Origin of the sequence: Micromonospora noduli (assembly GCF_003264475.1) — a bacterium.
Lineage (GTDB): Bacteria > Actinomycetota > Actinomycetes > Mycobacteriales > Micromonosporaceae > Micromonospora > Micromonospora noduli.
The window spans coordinates 900,288-917,362 of record NZ_PYAC01000001.1 but is presented as its reverse complement, the minus strand read 5'-3'; the positions used below and the strand labels follow the sequence as shown (position 1 = coordinate 917,362).

General features: G+C 70.4%; 17 protein-coding genes. 11 read left to right on the top strand and 6 right to left on the bottom strand.

The genetic code is table 11. The features are described 5' to 3' along the window. The first annotated feature begins 73 nt into the window (after positions 1 to 73). The 5 genes from MED15_RS03965 (at position 74) to MED15_RS03940 (ending at position 4,645) form a co-directional block, all read left to right on the top strand. The gene (locus tag MED15_RS03965) at positions 74 to 835 is read left to right on the top strand and encodes a cyclase family protein (protein ID WP_112697660.1); all 762 of its coding nucleotides are present in this window, start codon (positions 74 to 76) and stop codon (positions 833 to 835) included. 12 nt (positions 836 to 847) lie between these two features. Then, positions 848 to 2,494 carry a thiamine pyrophosphate-binding protein gene (locus MED15_RS03960; RefSeq protein WP_112734800.1) on the top strand — a complete coding sequence of 549 codons (1,647 nt, stop codon included), beginning with the start codon at positions 848 to 850 and terminating at the stop codon, positions 2,492 to 2,494. A 110-nt stretch (positions 2,495 to 2,604) separates the two neighbouring features. Next, a complete protein-coding gene (locus tag MED15_RS03955; RefSeq protein ID WP_112697473.1) occupies positions 2,605 to 2,988 on the top strand; it encodes a VOC family protein in 384 nt (127 codons plus the stop codon). Between the two features lie 463 nt (positions 2,989 to 3,451). Continuing rightward, complete coding sequence (locus MED15_RS03950) at positions 3,452 to 4,069, top strand: ANTAR domain-containing protein (RefSeq protein WP_341866334.1); 618 nt, start codon at positions 3,452 to 3,454, stop codon at positions 4,067 to 4,069. A gap of 339 nt (positions 4,070 to 4,408) precedes the next feature. Next, entirely contained in the window at positions 4,409 to 4,645 is a 237-nt protein-coding gene (locus MED15_RS03940) for a hypothetical protein (protein WP_112697469.1), read from the top strand. A 124-nt stretch (positions 4,646 to 4,769) separates the two neighbouring features. Here MED15_RS03940 and MED15_RS03935 read toward each other — a convergent pair whose 3' ends face one another. The 6 genes from MED15_RS03935 to MED15_RS03910 all read right to left on the bottom strand — a co-directional run bounded on the left by MED15_RS03935 (position 4,770) and on the right by MED15_RS03910 (position 12,066). Next, positions 4,770 to 6,068 carry an NAD(P)/FAD-dependent oxidoreductase gene (locus tag MED15_RS03935; protein WP_112734799.1) on the bottom strand — a complete coding sequence of 433 codons (1,299 nt, stop codon included), beginning with the start codon at positions 6,066 to 6,068 and terminating at the stop codon, positions 4,770 to 4,772. A gap of 166 nt (positions 6,069 to 6,234) precedes the next feature. Next, the gene (locus tag MED15_RS03930; RefSeq protein ID WP_112588629.1) at positions 6,235 to 6,642 is read right to left on the bottom strand and encodes a four-helix bundle copper-binding protein; all 408 of its coding nucleotides are present in this window, start codon (positions 6,640 to 6,642) and stop codon (positions 6,235 to 6,237) included. A 124-nt stretch (positions 6,643 to 6,766) separates the two neighbouring features. Then, positions 6,767 to 7,225, bottom strand: coding sequence for a hypothetical protein (locus MED15_RS03925; RefSeq protein ID WP_112588631.1), 459 nt, complete (start codon positions 7,223 to 7,225; stop codon positions 6,767 to 6,769). Between the two features lie 3 nt (positions 7,226 to 7,228). Beyond that, positions 7,229 to 9,664 (bottom strand): molybdopterin oxidoreductase family protein, encoded by a 2,436-nt coding sequence (locus tag MED15_RS03920; RefSeq protein WP_112697465.1) that lies wholly within the window; start codon positions 9,662 to 9,664, stop codon positions 7,229 to 7,231. After that, positions 9,633 to 10,190, bottom strand: a complete 558-nt coding sequence (locus tag MED15_RS03915; RefSeq protein WP_112697463.1) for an HPP family protein — start codon at positions 10,188 to 10,190, stop codon at positions 9,633 to 9,635. The genes MED15_RS03920 and MED15_RS03915 overlap by 32 nt, the downstream gene beginning before the upstream one ends. Positions 10,191 to 10,272: 82 nt before the next feature. Further along, complete coding sequence (locus MED15_RS03910; RefSeq protein ID WP_208646485.1) at positions 10,273 to 12,066, bottom strand: thiamine pyrophosphate-requiring protein; 1,794 nt, start codon at positions 12,064 to 12,066, stop codon at positions 10,273 to 10,275. Between the two features lie 351 nt (positions 12,067 to 12,417). On the opposite strand from MED15_RS03910, the gene MED15_RS03905 reads away from it, so the two are divergent. The 6 genes from MED15_RS03905 (at position 12,418) to MED15_RS03875 (ending at position 17,012) form a co-directional block, all read left to right on the top strand. Then, positions 12,418 to 12,738, top strand: a complete 321-nt coding sequence (locus MED15_RS03905; RefSeq protein WP_167457565.1) for an STAS domain-containing protein — start codon at positions 12,418 to 12,420, stop codon at positions 12,736 to 12,738. 44 nt (positions 12,739 to 12,782) lie between these two features. Beyond that, on the top strand, positions 12,783 to 13,187 hold the full coding sequence (locus MED15_RS03900; protein ID WP_112697457.1) for a hypothetical protein: 405 nt from the start codon (positions 12,783 to 12,785) through the stop codon (positions 13,185 to 13,187). A gap of 84 nt (positions 13,188 to 13,271) precedes the next feature. Beyond that, positions 13,272 to 13,946 (top strand): DUF6766 family protein, encoded by a 675-nt coding sequence (locus MED15_RS03895; RefSeq protein ID WP_112583457.1) that lies wholly within the window; start codon positions 13,272 to 13,274, stop codon positions 13,944 to 13,946. A gap of 285 nt (positions 13,947 to 14,231) precedes the next feature. Then, the gene (locus MED15_RS03885; RefSeq protein ID WP_425271066.1) at positions 14,232 to 14,852 is read left to right on the top strand and encodes a glycosyltransferase family 9 protein; all 621 of its coding nucleotides are present in this window, start codon (positions 14,232 to 14,234) and stop codon (positions 14,850 to 14,852) included. 97 nt (positions 14,853 to 14,949) lie between these two features. Next, positions 14,950 to 15,756: an alpha/beta fold hydrolase gene (locus MED15_RS03880; protein ID WP_112697658.1), complete on the top strand. Its 807-nt coding sequence runs from the start codon at positions 14,950 to 14,952 to the stop codon at positions 15,754 to 15,756. Beyond that, entirely contained in the window at positions 15,753 to 17,012 is a 1,260-nt protein-coding gene (locus MED15_RS03875) for a PP2C family protein-serine/threonine phosphatase (RefSeq protein ID WP_112697453.1), read from the top strand. The genes MED15_RS03880 and MED15_RS03875 overlap by 4 nt, the downstream gene beginning before the upstream one ends. The last annotated feature ends 63 nt before the right edge of the window (positions 17,013 to 17,075 follow it).

The following is a 17,075-nucleotide window of genomic DNA, read 5'->3' as shown; positions in this document are numbered from 1 at the left end:
AGCGGTGTCCATCGCCCCAAGTGGCGTCGTTCGGCGGTCCATCATGGAGGTGAGGCGGGTGTACCGTCGCCGCATGACGGTGCTGCAGGAGTTTGTCGCCGCTCTTTCCAGCGGCCGGATCCAGGTTGTCGACCTCACCGCTCCGCTCTCGGACCAGACCCCGATCCTGGGTCTGCCCGAGCAGTTCGGCCAGACCTGGCCGTTCCAGCTCAGCGAGATCAGCCGGTACGACGACCGGGGTCCAGCTTGGTACTGGAACAACTTCTCCACCGGCGAGCACACCGGCACCCACTTCGACGCCCCGGTGCACTGGGTCACCGGTCAACAGGGTGCCGACGTGTCGCAGGTCCCGGTGAGCCAGTTGATCGCCCCGGCAGTGGTGATCGACCACGCCGCCGACGCCGCCGACAACCCGGACTTCCTGCTGGAGGTCGAGCACGTCAAAGCATGGGAGGCGGAACATGGCGCCCTGCCCACCGGTGGCTGGCTGCTCTACCGCACCGGTTGGGACGCGTACGGCGACGACCCGGAGCGGTACGCCAACGCCGGGCGTACCCCGGGCATCTCCGTGGAGTGCGCCCGCTGGCTGGCCGAGGAGTCGCCGATCCAGGGCGTCGGGGTGGAGACGGTCGGGACCGACGCGGGGGCCGCGCACTCGTTCGACCCGCCGTTCCCGTGCCACTCGTTCCTGCTCGGCCAGGACAAGTACGGCCTGACCCAGCTGCGTAACCTGGCGCAGTTGCCGGCGACCGGCGCGGTGGTGATCGCCGGGCCGCTGCCCATCGTCTCCGGGTCCGGCAGCCCGTGCCGGGTCCTCGCGCTTGTCGAACGGTAGGCCGGGCCACCGATGCGGGTAGCCGAGGTGGTCGGGCGGGTCCTGTACGGACACGGCGCGCGGCACGTCTTCGGGGTGGTCGGCAGCGGCAACTTCCAGGTCACGAACGCGCTCGTCGCGGCCGGCGCCCGGTTCGTGGCGGCGGCCCACGAGGGCGGCGCGGCGAGCATGGCCGACGGGTACGCCCGCACCGCCGGGACGGTGGGACTGCTCTCGGTGCACCAGGGTCCAGGCGTCACCAACGCGCTGACCGGCCTCACCGAGGCCGCGAAGAGCCGTACCCCCATGGTTGTCCTGGCTCCGGAGGCGACAGCGCCGCGGTCGAACTTCTTCATCGACCTGCCGGCACTCGCCGCCGCGGTCGGGGCCGACTTCCACCGGGTACGCGCGACGCACGCGGCCGAGGACACGGGCGCGGCGTACCGGGCCGCCGCCCGGGGCGCGACGGTGGTGCTGGGCCTCCCGTTGGAGGTGCAGCAAGCGGTGACCGGAGCGTGGTTCGGCCCGGTCCCGGCGGTCGCGCCGACCCCGGTCATCGCCCCGCAGGTCGAGCCGTTGCTGGCCGCGCTCCAGGCCGCCCGTCGACCGGTCTTCATCGCCGGTCGGGGCGCCCGGGCGGCCCGGGAACCGCTGACCCGGCTCGCCGACGCCTGCGGCGCGCTGCTCGCGGTCTCCGCCGCGGCGAAGGGACTGTTCGCGGGGAACCCGTGGAACCTCGACGTGACCGGTGGCTTCGCCACCCCGCTCACCGCCGAGCTGATCGGCACGGCTGATCTGGTCGTCGCGTGGGGCAGCACGTTGAACATGTGGACCACGCGGCACGGCGAACTGATCCCGCCCTCCGCCCTCGTCGTGCAGATCGACCACGACCCGGCCGCGTTCGGAGTGAACCGCCCGGTCGACCTGACGGTGGCCGGCGAGGTGACGGCGGTCGCCGAGGCGCTGCTCGCCCGGCTCAGCGTCGGCTCCACCGGGCCTGGGGACGCCACCACCGGCGGGTGGCGTACGCCGGAGCTGGCACAACGGATCCGCGACCACGGCCGGTGGCGGACTGTTCCGTACCAGGATGAGGGCGGCGGTGCCCCGGCGACGATCGACCCGAGGACGCTCTCGACCGCCCTTGACGACCTGCTGCCGGCCGACCGGACGGTGGTGGTCGACTCGGGCAACTTTATGGGCTACCCGTCGATGTGGCTCGACGTGCCGGACGTGACTGGATTCTGTTTCACCCAGGCGTTCCAGTCGGTCGGGCTCGGTCTGGCCAGTGCTCTCGGCGCGGCGGTCGCCCGCCCGGACCGGCTCACCGTCGCCGCGGTGGGCGACGGTGGCTTCGTCATGTCCGCGACCGAACTGGTCACCGCCGTCCGGCTGGCGCTACCCCTGCTCGTGGTGATCTACGACGACGCGGCGTACGGCGCAGAGGTGCACCACTTCGGCCCGGACGGGCACCCGTTGGAGACGGTCACCTTCCCCGAGACCGACCTGGCCGCGATCGCCAGAGGTTACGGCTGTGACGGATTGACCGTCCGGACCGTCGACGATCTCGCACCGGTACGCCACTGGCTCGCCGGTCCCCGTACCCGCCCGCTGGTGATCGACGCCAAGGTCAGCGCCGCGCGCGGCTCCTGGTGGTTGGAGGAGGCGTTCCGTGGCCACTAGGCCACCGCCGTAGGTATTGGCAGGGCCAGCCTCCCGCGCTCCCGGGTGTCAGCCGGGCGACGCCCGATCAGGGCGGTGACAGGGTGTCACAGCTGACGTAGGTTGGCGCGGTGGCCACTCATTGGACCCTGGGATGCGATGCCGACGATCCCCAGCAGATCGCTGCTTTCTGGGCGTTGGCCCTCGGCTATGTCAAGGAGCCCGGTTTCGACGAGCCCGACAACGCGTCCATAGTCGATCCGGACGGTCGGGGTCCTGCCATCAGCTTCCTCAAGGTTCCCGAGGGAAAGTCCGCCAAGAACCGGATGCACATCGACATCCGGGTGGCAGGTCCCGGCTCCGGGGACATGACCGAGCGCGCCCGGTTGATCCGGCAGAAGGTGCCCGAACTGGTTGCCGCCGGCGCGACTGTGGTCCGCGAGGAGTGGTACGGCGATGTCCTCGGGCACGTCGTCATGCAGGACCCCGAGGGCAACGAGTTCTGCGTCGCCTGAAGCCACGATCAGGATCGATGTCGGGGCTGCGAGGGAGAGGAGGTTGAGCGACTACTGTCCGGCGGTTTCGGCGGTGCGCTCCGCCATGGCTTGAGCGACCTCGTGGACGGTGCGGTTGGTTGTTCGATGACAGGCCGCTACTTGGCGATGCGAGGGCGGCACGCCGCCACCGCGGGACGTGGATCGCAGCCGACGTTCCGGTACGGGTAGGCTGAAATTCTGTGGCACGGCGCCTTCGATGGGCGTCGTCGAGACCGGCGTCAAGAAGCGGCGCGGATCCCGGACTCCGCCTGAAGAGTCCTGCAGCGATCCGCGCACCCCACCCCAGGCACCTGGTGGTGATACGCGCCCTCGTTAAGGACGCTTTGATGACGCACGTCGAACCCATGGACCCGCACGAGGCGTTCGCCGAGCTCGGCCGTATTCGACTCGCCGACGTTGACATCGACGCCCTGCTGGAAAGATCGCGCTACTGGCCAAGCGCACGATCCCCGGGGCCAGTGAGGTCAGTGTCACCCTGCTGCACGGCAACAAGCCGCAGACCGCCGCATTCACCGGCGAGCTCGCCCGCGCCCTGGACGAGAAGCAGTACGAACGTGGCTACGGTCCGTGCCTGCAGGCCGCTGAGAGCACCTCCAGTCTGATCGTGCCGGACACCGGCACCGAGCAGCGGTGGCCCGGCTGGGCCCAGACCGCCGCCCAGGCCGGTGCGCACAGCTCCCTGTCGGTCGGGTTGCCCGTGCACGAGCACGTCACCGGTGCGCTGAACATCTACGCCACCACACCGGACGCCTTCGACGACGACGCGATCGCGATCGCTCAGACGTTCGCCGGGTTCGCCGCCGTCGGCCTGGCCAACGCCCACCTGTACGAAACTCAGGCCACCCTGGCCGGGCACATGCAGAAGGCGATGGAGAACCGCGCCGTCATCGAACAGGCCAAAGGCATCATCATGGGTGAGCGTCGTTGCACCCCCGAGCAGGCATTCGCCATCCTGAGCAAGATGTCGCAGGACAGCAACCGCAAAGTACGCGACGTCGCCTCGGCGATGGTCGAGAACACACGCCGCCCACAGCCGTAGCAGACCGGCCCACCGTTCGGCAGGCCAACGCGCCGCAGCACCGGCGGGACCGTTTGCTGTTGGAGCCGGAGGGTAGGTGGGAATTCATGACTACGCCTGAGCAGAGTCAGCAGGAAAGAGCCCTCGAGACCGGCGCTGTGTATCAGGACGCCGAGGGGCGCCGAACGACCGATCCCGGCTCCGGGGCCGCGAACGCCGACAGTGAGGCCGACCGCAACGCGGAGCACCTGAGACGGGGAGAGGTCGGGCCGCGCGTCCCGGAGGAGTAGCGGGCCGGGGTGTGTGGAAACCACCTGGGGGTAGCGGTAGGGGGCGAGCAAAACCCCCGAGGAGGACGAGATGACCGATCCCAGGTACGTACCGGTCGGACTGGCCGCCGCCGGACGGCTGATCGACGACGACGGCGCGGACGCCGGCCCCGCCGGGGAGATCGTCGGCGCTGACGACGCGAAGGCGGACGCCGCCCGGGCCGGTGCAGACGTGGACCTGTCCCACGCGGCCCGCGACGGCGACGGCACCCCGACCGGCGCGGCGGATGCCGAAGCCGACCGTGACAGAGCCGCTGGCGGCGAGTGACCCGACGAGGCGCCGGTTGGCCCGCCCCGCCGCCTCTCGGCGGCGGGGCGGCTCGCGTTCCCGATCAACCGGCAGCCCTCGCCGTGGGTACCGGCTCACTGCCCGCACCGGTCCCCGGGACAGGTCAGCGGCGGGCGAGTTCCGGGGCGGCGGTGTCCAGGGGCACGGCGGCGTCGGGCACCAGGCCGAGTTGCACGCTCGGCCGGGATCCGACGGCGGCGAAGAGCCAGTCGGCGGCGGTGCGGGCGCGATTGGCGGGCAGGGACAGCAGGTGGTAGCCGCGCGCCATGGCGCGGGCCGGTAGCCCGGACAGAGGTACGTGCAGAGGGTTCGCGGTGGCCTGCCACCCGCCGAGGTCCACCACGAAACCCAGGTCACGGTGCCGGTACGGGCGGCGTCGGCCGACCCCGTACGAGGCGGCGATGTTGTCGGCGGCCAGCCGGCCCTGCCGCACGGCATGCTGGGCGGTCATCGGGGTGATCTCACCGGGTCGGGCGGGGTCGGGTACGGCGGCGGCGTCGCCGCAGGCCAGGATCTCCGGGTGGCCGGGCACGGTCAGGTACTCGTCGACGGTGACCCGCCCGCGGGTCGTCGGCAGTCCGGTGGCCTCGACGAGCGGGTCGGGCCGTACCCCGACGCACCACACCAGGGTCCGGGACGGCAGGAACCGGCCGTCGGAGAGCTGAACTCCGTCGGCGGTGGCCTCGGTCACCGATGTGCCCAGGCACACCTCGATCCCGCGCTCGCGCAGCACCCGCTCGGCTGCCCGCGACATCCGGGCGGCGAGGCCGGGCAGGACCCGGTCGGCGGTGTCCAGCAGCAACCAGCGTGGACGGATCCCGTCCAGCCGTGGGTGGTGGCGGACGATCTCGTCGGTGAACAGCTGCCCCTGGGCGGCGACCTCGGTGCCGGTGTAGCCGGCGCCGACCACGACGAAGGTGCAGCGTGCCTCCCGTTCGGTCGGGTCGTCGGTGGCGTCGGCCAGTTCGATCTGCTGGATCAGCCGCTCCCGCAGGTACACCGCCTCCGGGATGCCGCGGAAGCCGTGCGCGTGGTCGGCGACTCCGGGGATCGGCAGCAGCTTGTTGACGCTGCCGGCGGCCAGGACCAGGCGGTGGTACGAAGTCCGGCTGGTGCGCCCTTCCGGGTCCACGTAGGACAGGGTCCGCCCGTCGGTGTCGATGCCGTCGACCTCACCGAGGACAACTTGCACCCCGGGCAGGGTGTCGGCCAGTGACACGGTGACCCGGCGCGGGTCGAGCACGCCACCGGAGACCTCGGGCAGCAGCGGCAGATACAGGAAGTAGTCGGTCGGGTTGACCAGCACCACGTCGGCGGCGCCGCGCGAGACGCGGGCCAGCCGGCGCGCGGCGTGGAAGCCGGCGAATCCCGCGCCGACGATGACGATCCTGGGTCGGGCCATGACGGTTCCCCTCAACGGTCGACTGTCGTTCCTCGTCTCGTTCAGGTGGTAACCCCATGCTGAAGGCGGAAACGTCCGAATCCTGGAACCGGGTGCCGGCTGGCGCCGTTTGCGCCTCCTGTCGTCGGGAAGGTGGCTGACGCTTGCCGGCACCCCTGCCTGTTGCTCAGCTCATGGTCGCCAGCAGGTCCCGGCAGGCCCGCTCGCACGCCCGACACGCCTCGGCGCAGACCCGGCAGTGTTCGTGCTTGTCGGCGTGAGCGGCGCACTCGTCCCCACACGACTTGCAGGCTGTCGCGCACGCCTCCAGCAGACTGCGGCTGATGTTCGCGTCGTAGCCGGTGTGTCGGGACAGCACCCGAGCGGTGGTGGTGCAGATGTCGGCGCAGTCCAGGTCCGTGCGGATGCACTTGGTCAACTCGGTGACCATGTCCTCGCTCAGGCAGGCGTCCGCGCACGCGGTGCAGGCCTGGGCACAGTCGTTGAGCGCGTCGATCGCAGCGGCCAGTTTCGCGCGGTCCAGGTTGATCGATCTGGGGTACGTCTCCAGCATTGCCATGGTGATGCTCGGCATCAGGAATCCCTTTCTCTCGGTTCCTGATGCCCTACCCGAAGAGCCTCGGGACACACCGGGTGGCCGCCGGCGGCCACCCGGCGGACCAGCGGACCGTAACGGCCGCCTGCCCCGGTCGGCGCCGTCAGTCGGCGACGACGAGCGCCTGGGGCGCGGCGGCCTTCATCCGGGTACGCAGCCACTTGAGCTGGATCGCGGTCTCTCCCTCGCAGCGCAGGACGACCGCGAGCAGTTCTTTGTCGCGGGCACCGTAGGCGGCCTGGCCGACGACCGTCCAGGTGATGTCGCACTCGGCGGCCATCAGGTAGAGGTCCTGGAGGTCCCGCAGGAGGCCGATGCCGCCAGTGCGGGTGCCGGTGAACAGTTGCGAGTGCAGCCGGTCGGGTTCGTCGGGAGCGTCCTCGGAGTAGCGGACCACGAACGGGTGCAGCTGTTCAGCGTGTGCGTCGCAGCGCTTCGCCTGCTGCTGGCAGAGGTGCTCGATGTCCGGTTCCTCGGCGTGCGCGTCGGCGACCTGCCGGAACGCGTCGGCCAGGTTGACCTGCGCACGGTGCAGGAGACCCAGGTAGTGGGCGAGGTGCACGGCTCACTCCTTCCCGCTGGTGGCCTCGGCTGCCGGCCCACCGACGGTGGGCGGCACGTCAGCGTCCGCTGGTGGTGCGCTGCCGCCGACGGTCGGTGCCGGCGAGGGTACGCCCCGCCCGTCGGCGAGTTTCGCCACCGCCACGGCGGCGACCTTGAAGAGGGGCTGCTTGGACACCGGGTCCCAGGCGGTGATGGTCAGCTCGTTCGCCGCCCGCGGGGTGCGGTCGGTGGGGTCCTGGTCGAAGTAGCCGTAGTGGAACGGCAGGAAGACGACCCCGGGGCGGATGCCGCAGAGCCGGGCGCGGGCCTGGATGGCGCCGCGGGCCGAGGAGATGCCCACCAGATCGCCTTCGACGATGCCGAACCGGGCCGCGTCGGCGGGGTTCAACTCGACCCACACGTCCGGTGCCGCCTGGTTGAGTTGTGGGGCGCGGCCGGTCTTGGTGCGGGTGTGGAACTGGTAGACGGTGCGGCCGGTGGTGAGGAGCAGCGGATGCTCGTCGTCGGGCACCTCAGGTGAGGGCTGGTAGTCGACGGTGTGCAGGAACGCCCGCCCGTCCGGTTCCTTGGCCCGGTATTCCGCCTCGGTGAACTCCGCACCGGTGGCCAGGTCATGACCGTACGTCTCGCAGTAGTCGGGTTCGGTGTGGAAATGTCCGTCGGTGTAGAGGCGCTCCGTGCCGTCGGGATGCTCGTCGGTGCAGGGCCACTGAATGCCGGAGCCGCCGCGCAGCTTCTCGTAGGTGATCCCGGTGTAGTCGCACGGTCGGCCCCGCGAACACTCCTTCCACGCCTCGAACACCTCCTCCGGCCCGCTCCAGTCAATCAGCGGCTGGCCGTCGCGGTCGCGGAAGTCCATCCGACGGGCGTAGTCGAGGAAGATGTCCAGGTCCGGGCGGGCCTCCCCGGGCGGGTCGACGGCCTTGTCGGAGATGTGCACGGTCCGGTCGACGCTGGTGAACGTGCCGGTCTTCTCGCCCCAGGTGGCGGCGGGCAGCACGACGTCGGCCAGCTCAGCGGTCTCGGTGAGGAAGAGATCCTGGACCACCACGAACAGCTCCGGCCGGGTCAGGATCTGCCGGATCCGGTGCAGCTCCGGCAGTGAGACGGCCGGGTTGGTGGCGGAGATCCAGAGCAGTTTGATCGAGCCCTGCTCGGCGTACCGGAAGATCTGCATGGCGTGCGTCGGCGGCGCCCAGTGCGGAATGGTGTCCACATCCACGTTCCACAGCCGGGCCAGCTCCTCGACGTGCCGCTCGTTGTCCCAGTTACGCAGACCGGGCAGGTCGCCGTCGGCGCCGGTCTCCCGGTTGTTCTGGGCGGTGGGCTGGCCGTTCATCTGGTAGATCCCGGCGCCGGGCCGGCCGATCATGCCGCGGACCAGGTGCAGGTTGTTGACGGCGCAGGCGGCGGCGGTGGCCTGGTTCGACTGGTAGAAGCCCTGCAACACTGTCGACAGCAACCGCTGCGAGGTGCCGAGCAGTTCGGCGGCGCGCTCCACGTCGACGGCCGGCACGTCGCAGATGTCAGCGACCCGCGACGGCGGGTAGCCGTCGACGATCCGGCACAGCTCGTCGAAACCCAGGGTGTGGGCCTCGACGTAGTCGTGGTCGTACCAGCCGCGCCGGATGATCTCCCGGAGCAGGCCGTTCATCAGGGCCACGTTCGTGCCGTTACGCACCGCCAGGTGCACATCGGCCTCCCGGGCGACCGGGGTGGCGCGCGGGTCCACCGCCAGCATCGCCGGGGGGTTGGGGCCACGGCGTCGGTCCAGCATCCGCATCCACAGCACCGTCTGCGTCTCGGCGACGTTGTGACCCCACAGCGCGATCGCGTCGCAGTGGTCCACGTCGGTGTACGAGCCGGGCTGCCCGTCGGTGCCGAAGCTCGCCTTCATCGACGCCGCCGCGGTGGCCGTGCACAGTCGGGTGTTGCCGTCCATGTGCGGCGTGCCCAGACCGGCCTTACCGATCACACCGAGCGTGTAGTACTCCTCCAGGAACAGTTGCCCACTGGTGTAGAAGCCGAAGTGCCCCCACCCACCCGGCCCGTCGAGGAGTTCCTTCGACCGGGCCACGATCCGGCCCATCGCCGTGTCCCAGTCCGTCTCGACCAGGCGGCCGCCGTCGCGGACCAGTGGTCGGGTCAACCGGTCCGGGCTGTGGTTGGCCTGCCAGCCGTACAGGTCCTTCGGGTCGACCCGACCCCGGTTGATCCGGTCCACGGCCCGCCCGCGCACCCCGACGATCCGCCCGTCGGCGACCGCGATGTCCAGCGCGTCGCCGTTGGAGTGCAGTATCGACGCCGACTGCACCCACCGGTCCACGTCGGCGTCGCTCCGGCCGTCGGCGAGGTACCGGTCCACCCGCACCGGCCACTGCTGTCCCGGCCCGTACGGGGTCCGCTCACCCCACGGGTCGGCGATCCGGTCCACCACGATGTTCTCCTTCCGGTGACGGCGCGGGCGCCGCCCACAGCGGCATCGGTCGGCCCGACACCCGTCCGTACAGCCAGTCGACGACCGTGACCAGCACCACCGCGCCGGCCACGACGAGCAACTGGGTCGGGGTACGGAGCAGGCCCAGGCTCACGATCAGTGTCGTCGCACCCGCCGGGGCGTGCGACGCCTTCAGCAACAACAACAGCGATGCGGTCACCGCCAGCGACCCGGCCACCGCCACGATCCTCAACCCGGTCACCCCCTCCTGGAGCGCCGAGGGTTCGTCGGCAAGCCCGCAGGCCACCAGGAACAGGTACCCGGCCAGCATGGCCACCCCGTGCCCGATGAACGTGTTGCGCGGAGAGGACTCGGGCGATCCCGGCTTCTCCAGTTGCAACATCACCGCCGGCCCCAGACTGGGGAACAGCCACGGCTGATGCGTGACGAGGGCGACCAGCCCAGCGAGCACCACCGCCAGCGCGCCGCCCGCGAAGGCGTGCGCGGAGCGCCTCGCTCGGCCCATCACGTTCCCCCTGTCGCTCGTGCCGCTCCGCGTCTGCTCAGGGATACTTCTCCCGAATCTTGTTCGTCATGCCTGCCCGGTCTCACTGCGGATCGTCGAAGCCTTCGGTGGCCCGTTCGCGGCGCAAATGCGCCAGCGCCCGCCGGCCCAGGTCGGTGTTCTCCCGACCGAGCGCCTCGTACATGGTGGCGATCTTCTGGTAGGGCTGCGCGGGCGGAAGCAGAGGGATCGCCGGGTCCACGATCGCTTCGATCAGCGTCGGCCGGTCCGCCGACAGGGCCTCGTCCCAGGCGGTGTCGACCTCGGTCGGGGTGGTGACCCGAACGCCGCGCAGACCCAGCAACTCGGCCCACCGGGCGTACGGCGCGTCGGGCAGGCGCTGGGAGTCGACGAAGCGGGGATCGCCCTCCATCTCCCGCTGCTCCCAGCTCACCTCGGCCAGGTCGCGGTTGTGCAGCACCAGCACCACGAACCGGGGGTCCGCCCAGTCCCGCCAGCGGTGCGCCACAGTGAGCAACTCGGCCAGCCCGTTCATCTGCATCGCCCCGTCCCCGGCCAGCGCCACCACTGGTCGGTGCGGGGTGGCGAGCTTCGCGGCCAGCCCGTACGGCAGCGCCGAACCCATCGAGGCCAGGGTGCTGGACAGGTGCGCGTCCACTCCGACGGGCAGCCGCAGGTGCCGGGCGTACCAGTAGGTCACCGACCCGACATCCACCGCCACCTGCGCGTCTGCGGGTAGCCGGTCGGTGAGGGCGTGCAGGACGTACTGCGGGTTCACCGGCTCGGCGGTGGCCGTCGCCCGCTGTCGGGCGATGTCTCGCCAGCGGGTCACCTCGCCCTCGACGCGCTGACGCCAGCTCCGGTCGGACCGCGCGGTGAGCAGCGGCAGGAGCGCCCGGATGGTCTCGGCGGCGTCGCCGAGCAGCGGCACCTCCACGGGGTAGCGCATCCCCAGGCGTCGACCGTCGATGTCGATCTGCACCGCCCGGGCCTGCCCCGGTGCCGGGTAGAACTCCGACCAGGGATCGTTGCTGCCGACGATCAGCAGGGTGTCGCACTCGTTCATCAGCATGCTGCTGGCGGTGCTGCCCAGGTGACCCATCACGCCGGTGTGAAACGGCAGCGACTCGTCCAGCACCGGCTTGCCCAGCAGCGACGCCGTCACGCCGGCGCCGAGGGCCTCGGCCAGCTCGACCACCTCGCCGGCGGCGGCTCGGGCACCCTGCCCCACCAGGATCGCCACCCGCTCCCCGGCGTCGAGCAGGTCCGCGGCTGCCCGCAGATCACCGGCGCGGGGCCGCAGCTCGGGCACCGGCAACCCGGGGTTGGTCACCATGATCCCGTGCTCCTGTGCGCCGAGGTCCGGGGCCGGGGCGGTCTGCACGTCGTGCGGCAGGATCACACAGGTCGGGCTGCGGGTCGCCAGGGCGGTGCGGATCGCCCGGTCGAGCAGCATCGGCAGCTGCTCCGGGGTGTACGCGGTCTGCACGAACTGTGCGCACACATCGCCGTAGAGGCGTACCAGGTCGATCTCCTGCTGGTAGCCGCTGCCCAGCACGGACGTCACCTGCTGACCGACCAGGGCGAGCACCGGCTGGGAGTCCAGCCGGGCGTCGTAGAGGCCGTTGAGCAGATGCACCGCGCCCGGTCCCTGGGTCGACAGGCACACCCCCAGCCCGCCGGTGTACTTGGCGTGCCCGCAGGCCATGAACGCCGCCGTCTCCTCGTGCCGGGCCTGCACGAACTCCGGCCGACCGGCCCGACGCAGGGCCCCCATCACCCCATCGATACCGTCCCCGGAGTAGCCGAAGACCCGGTCCACGCCCCAGTCGGCCAACCGGGCCACCACCAGGTCCGCCACCGTCGCGTCCGCCACCGTCGCCTCCTCGCCTCGACCGCCCTTCAGCATGTGCCCTGCCCCGGGCCGGCGGACCAAACCGGACGAGCGGCACCTCTTCGGGGATTCTCGCCAGCACTGCCGGATCGAGGCTCGGCCACCGCGCGAGTGGTGTCAGCGGCGAAAATCGTGGGTAGGGTGGTTCGCGGGTCAAGACATGCGCCCAGGTCCGCCGCCCGCGCCTCGTCGCCGCGGGAGGGTCCGACTCACCGATGCACCAGATCGGGAGGCGTCATGTCCATCCTCGAACAACCCACTCGGCAGCACGCTCAGCCCACTCGGCACGACGCTCAGCCCACTCGGCAGCACACCCAGCCCGCCAAACCGATCATGACGCTCGACCTGCACAACGATCGGAATGCGCCACTGATCGCCGTTTCCGGCGAGGTCGACATGAGCACCGCTCATCTCATCAGTGAGCTGGCCGAACACGTGATCACCCGGCGACCCGCACGTCTGGTGCTCGATCTCTCCGGGGTGACCTTCTTCAGCGCCCACGGCATCAGCGCCCTGTTGCGAACACAGCGCGCGGCCGAGTCTGCCGAGGTCGCGTTGGCCCTGCGCGCCGCCGCTCCCTGCGTCACCTACCTGCTGGCGGTGACCAGCGCCGGGATAAACCTGGATATCCCGGTGGCCAACGCGAGTCGGTGATCCCATTCGACTGGGAGGCGGCGATCGGGGGGAGTGGGCCCTACATGAGGGGTGCAGGCGCCGCGTTGGGCGCGGCTCTGGTTCTGGTGACCGTGGCCGGTTGCAGCTCGGTGACCGACCGCGGCGACGCGGCGGCCGCCGTCGCCGTGCGGATGCTGACCGCCGCCGCCGAGAGGGACGCGGCTGCGGCCTGCGCGCTGCTGGGACCCGACACCCTCGGTGAACTCGAGCAGTCTGCGGACAAACCGTGCGCGGAGGCGATCCTGGCCGAAAACCTCCCGCAACCGGGCAGGGTGTCGGCCAGCGAGGTGTACGGCCAGCGGGCGCAGGTGCGGCTCAGCGGCGACACGGTCTTCCTCGCCGTCTTCCCCGGCGGCTGGCGCGTGGTCGCCGCCGGTTGCACCGCCCGGGGTGAGAAGCCCTACGACTGTGTGCTCCAGGGAGGGTGAGCCAATGCGGGTCCAGTTCGTGTTGCTGCTGCTCGTGGTCGCCGCTGGCCTGGTCTACTTCGGTGCGCTGGGGGTGTTGCACCGGTGAGGAGGTTTCTTCGCGAAAACTCCCTCGGCCTGGTCTTCGGCCTGCTGTTCCTCCTCTCGCTGGTCGGTCAGGCCTTCGCCGGGCACGCCGACTTCAACCAGCGACAGTTCAGCGAGGGTCTGGCACCGGTGTCGCTCGGCCGGTACGTCACGTCGGCGAGTTTCGCCGTGGACGTCACGGAGAACTGGCAGTCGGAGTATCTGCAGTTCTTCCTGTACATCTTCCTGACCGTCTGGCTGCTGCAGAAGGGCTCGCCGGAGTCCAAGAAACTCGACAAGCCCGGCCGTGAATCGGATGAGGACCAGATGGTCGGCGCCCACGCCACCGACACCTCGCCGGCGTGGGCCCGCGTCGGTGGGGCGCGGCAGGCGCTCTTCTCCCACTCGCTGGGCCTGGTCATGGGTGCGATCTTCGCGCTGTCGTGGCTGGCGCAGTCGATCGCCGGGGTCGCCGCGTACAACGAGGAGCAGCTCGGCAACCTCCAGGATCCGGTGTCGTGGGGGCAGTACCTGCTCCAACCGGACTTCTGGAATCGCACCCTGCAGAACTGGCAGTCGGAACTGCTGGCCGTCACGTCGATGGTGGTTCTGTCGATCTATTTGCGGCAGCGCGGATCGTCGCAGTCGAAACCGGTCGGCGCGGCCCACTCCGCGACCGGGGTCGAGGGCTGAACCAGGGAAACCGCGTGGACGATCAGCGCCTGTCCGGCCAGCCCGAGCTAAGTGGACAATCAGCACTTTTGGGAAGTTGCTGATCTCTGGGTTTACCGCGTCGCGGCGGGGTAGAGGCCGGTCTATGCGCGTCCTCGGGATAAACGCTGTCTTCCATGACCCAGCGGCCGCCCTGGTCATCGACGGTCAGGTGGTGGCCGCCGCGGAGGAGGAGCGGTTCAGCCGGCGTAAGCACGGCAAGCGTCCGGTGCCCTCGAGCACGAGGTCCACCGGTGGTGCCGGCTGTTGGCCTGGTACGGCATCGTGGCCGACCCGGACGATCTCGCGCTGCGCCGACCACCCCCGCAGAACCTGCCGACCGGGGTGACCATCGTGCACCCGGGCGCGAAGGCCGCGCAGCGGCGCTGGCCGGTCGACCGGTTCGCCGCCGTGGCCCGGGAACTGACTTGCCGGGGACATCGGGTGGTGGTCACCGGGTCGAGTGGCGAGGGTGTCCTCGCCGCCGAGGTCGCGGCCCGGGCCGGTCTGCCCGGTTCGGCGGTGCTCGCCGGACGGACCGGGGTGGGGGAGGTGGCCGCCCTGGTCGCCCACGGTCGGCTGGTGGTCGCTGGCGACACCGGCATCGGTCACCTCGCGACCGCCTACGCCACGCCATCGGTCCTGCTCTTCGGGCCGGTGTCACCGGCGTTGTGGGGGCCACCGGTCAACCGCCCCTGGCACCGCGCGCTCTGGGCCGGGCCCGTCCCCTCGGGCCGCGCGGTGGCCGAGACCCACCCGGCGTTGGCGGCACCTGGTGTGGCACAGGTCCTGGAGGCCGCGGAGGAGGTCGAACGGACAGGACACGATCTGCCCGCCGCGGCACCGGCCATCACCACCAGGGAAAGGTTCTCCTGCCGATCCTGGTGATCATCGGCCAACGGGCCTGCGGGGTCGTTCGTGCGACGACGTTCGCCCAGGTGAACCAACATTTGGTACGGGGATGCGGGTGATGGAAGATAGGCGAATGCTTGTGCGGAATCGCAACAACGTGGTGGTGACCGGTCGTGAGGGCGGTCCTACCCTTGTGCTCGCGCACGGCTTCGGCTGCGATCAGCAGATGTGGCGCCATGTGGCCGCCGAAATCGGACAATGGGCCCAGCTGGTGTTGTTTGATCACGTCGGATCAGGCCAGGCTGACCCGGCGGCCTGGGACGCTGACCGGTACGCCTCCCTGGACGGCTACGCCGACGACGTGCTGAGTATCTGCCAGGACCTCGACCTCCAGCAGCCGATCTTCGTGGGGCATTCGGTCAGTTCGAGCATCGGGGTCCTCGCGGCGAACCGGGAGCCGGACCGCTTCTCCGCGCTCGTCCTGGTCACCCCCTCACCGTGCTACATCGATGACGAGACTTACCGAGGCGGTTTCACTCGCGACGACATCGACGACCTGCTCGGTTCACTTGAGAGCAACTACCTCGGCTGGTCGTCGAGCATGGCACCTCTGATCATGGGCAACCCGGAGCGCCCGGAGTTGGGTGAAGAGCTGACGGCGAGCTTCTGCCGGACGAATCCCGCGATGGCGCAGGTGTTCGCCCGTGCGACGTTCCTGTCCGACAACCGGGCGGATCTCGCCGCGGTGAGTGTTCCCACGTTGATCCTGCAATGTGCTCAGGACGCCATCGCGCCGCCCGAAGTCGGCGCGTTCGTGCATGCACAGATCGCCGGAAGTCGGCTCGTCACCTTGGACGCGACCGGGCATTGCCCGCAGTTGAGCGCGCCGGAGGCCACGGCCGCAGCGATCACGTCGTTTGTCAGGGCCGCCTACCGATGACCGCCGCTGCGGGGCATGACCCTCACGGCCAAGGTCCAGACGATCACAGGAGTGCCCGGCCGAGTGAGGCCGGCTTCCCTGCCCTGCTGGAAGACAACCTCGAAGACCTGTACGAGAACGCGCCCTGCGGGTACCTGTCCACCCTCCTGGACGGCACCATCGCCAAAATCAACGGCACCCTGCTGGCCTGGCTCGGCTACCGCCGCGAGGAACTCGTCGGACGGCGCCGCTTCAGCGATCTCCTCACCGGCGGCGGGCGGATCTACCACGAGACCCACTTCGCGCCGATGCTGGCCATGCAGGGCGAGATCGGCGGTGTGTCCCTCGAACTTCGCACCAGGGACGGCTCCCGGATGCCGGTCCTCGTCACGTCGATCGTCAAGGCCGGCAGCGAGGGGCAACCCCAACTCATCCGGACGGCGATCTTCGACGCCAAGATGCGCCGTGCCTACGAACGAGAGCTCCTCGATGCCCGCAAGGCCGCAGAACGCGAGGACGAACGGCTACGGCATCTCGTCGGCAAGCTCCAGCGCAGTCTCCTCCCCGCCGTGCTGCAGACTCCGCCCGGGCTGGACAGCGCCGCGTACTACCGGGCGGCCTCCACCGACCAGGTCGGCGGCGACTTCTACGACCTCTTCCCCCTCGTCGACGGCCGCTGGGGGTTCTTCCTGGGCGACGTCAGCGGCAAGGGCGTCGAAGCGGCTGCCGTCACCGCCCTGGCCCGCTACACGTTGCGGGCCGCGACGGTCTACAACCCCGACCCCGCTGCCGCGCTGCACAACCTCAACACAGTGCTCTGGCAGGAGTACCGCGAGGACGCCCGCTACTGCACCGTCGTGTTCGGCATCCTCACCTCCACGACGGCCGTCGGCGGCTTCACCGCGATCATCGCCAGCGGTGGGCACCCGGAGCCGCTGCTGCTGCGGGCCGATGGCTCGGTCCACTACCACCCCACGAAGGGCCGCATCGTGGGGGCCTTCCCGAACGCCCAATACACCAACACCACAGTGGTGGTGAACCCTGGCGACACGTTGCTCCTCTACAGCGACGGACTCACCGAGGCACGTTCCGTCGGCAGTGAGACCGCCGATGGCCGGTACGGAGCGGCAGCCCTCGCCCGATTTGCTCGCTCTCTCGCGCCCGCGCCCGCAGCCGCCGCCGTCACCGCCATCATCGACTTGATCGATACCTTCGGCACCGGACTCACCGACGACACCGCTGTCCTGGCCATCGGCGCCCCACCCCACCGATACTGACCGCGCGGTGGTGGCCCCCCTGCCAGACGCACGCGCCGCCCGGGAAACGACCCGAGCGGCGCG

Bases quoted from the DNA above. Each gene is read 5' to 3' on its own strand.
- MED15_RS03965 (WP_112697660.1), top strand. From the start codon at position 74: ATGACGGTGCTGCAGGAGTTTGTCGCCGCTCTTTCCAGCGGCCGGATC.
- MED15_RS03960 (WP_112734800.1), top strand. From the start codon at position 848: ATGCGGGTAGCCGAGGTGGTCGGGCGGGTCCTGTACGGACACGGCGCG.
- MED15_RS03940 (WP_112697469.1), top strand. From the start codon at position 4,409: ATGACCGATCCCAGGTACGTACCGGTCGGACTGGCCGCCGCCGGACGG.
- MED15_RS03935 (WP_112734799.1), bottom strand. From the start codon at position 6,068: ATGGCCCGACCCAGGATCGTCATCGTCGGCGCGGGATTCGCCGGCTTC.
- MED15_RS03930 (WP_112588629.1), bottom strand. From the start codon at position 6,642: ATGCCGAGCATCACCATGGCAATGCTGGAGACGTACCCCAGATCGATC.
- MED15_RS03915 (WP_112697463.1), bottom strand. From the start codon at position 10,190: ATGGGCCGAGCGAGGCGCTCCGCGCACGCCTTCGCGGGCGGCGCGCTG.
- MED15_RS03905 (WP_167457565.1), top strand. From the start codon at position 12,418: ATGACGCTCGACCTGCACAACGATCGGAATGCGCCACTGATCGCCGTT.
- MED15_RS03900 (WP_112697457.1), top strand. From the start codon at position 12,783: ATGAGGGGTGCAGGCGCCGCGTTGGGCGCGGCTCTGGTTCTGGTGACC.
- MED15_RS03880 (WP_112697658.1), top strand. From the start codon at position 14,950: ATGCTTGTGCGGAATCGCAACAACGTGGTGGTGACCGGTCGTGAGGGC.
- MED15_RS03875 (WP_112697453.1), top strand. From the start codon at position 15,753: ATGACCGCCGCTGCGGGGCATGACCCTCACGGCCAAGGTCCAGACGAT.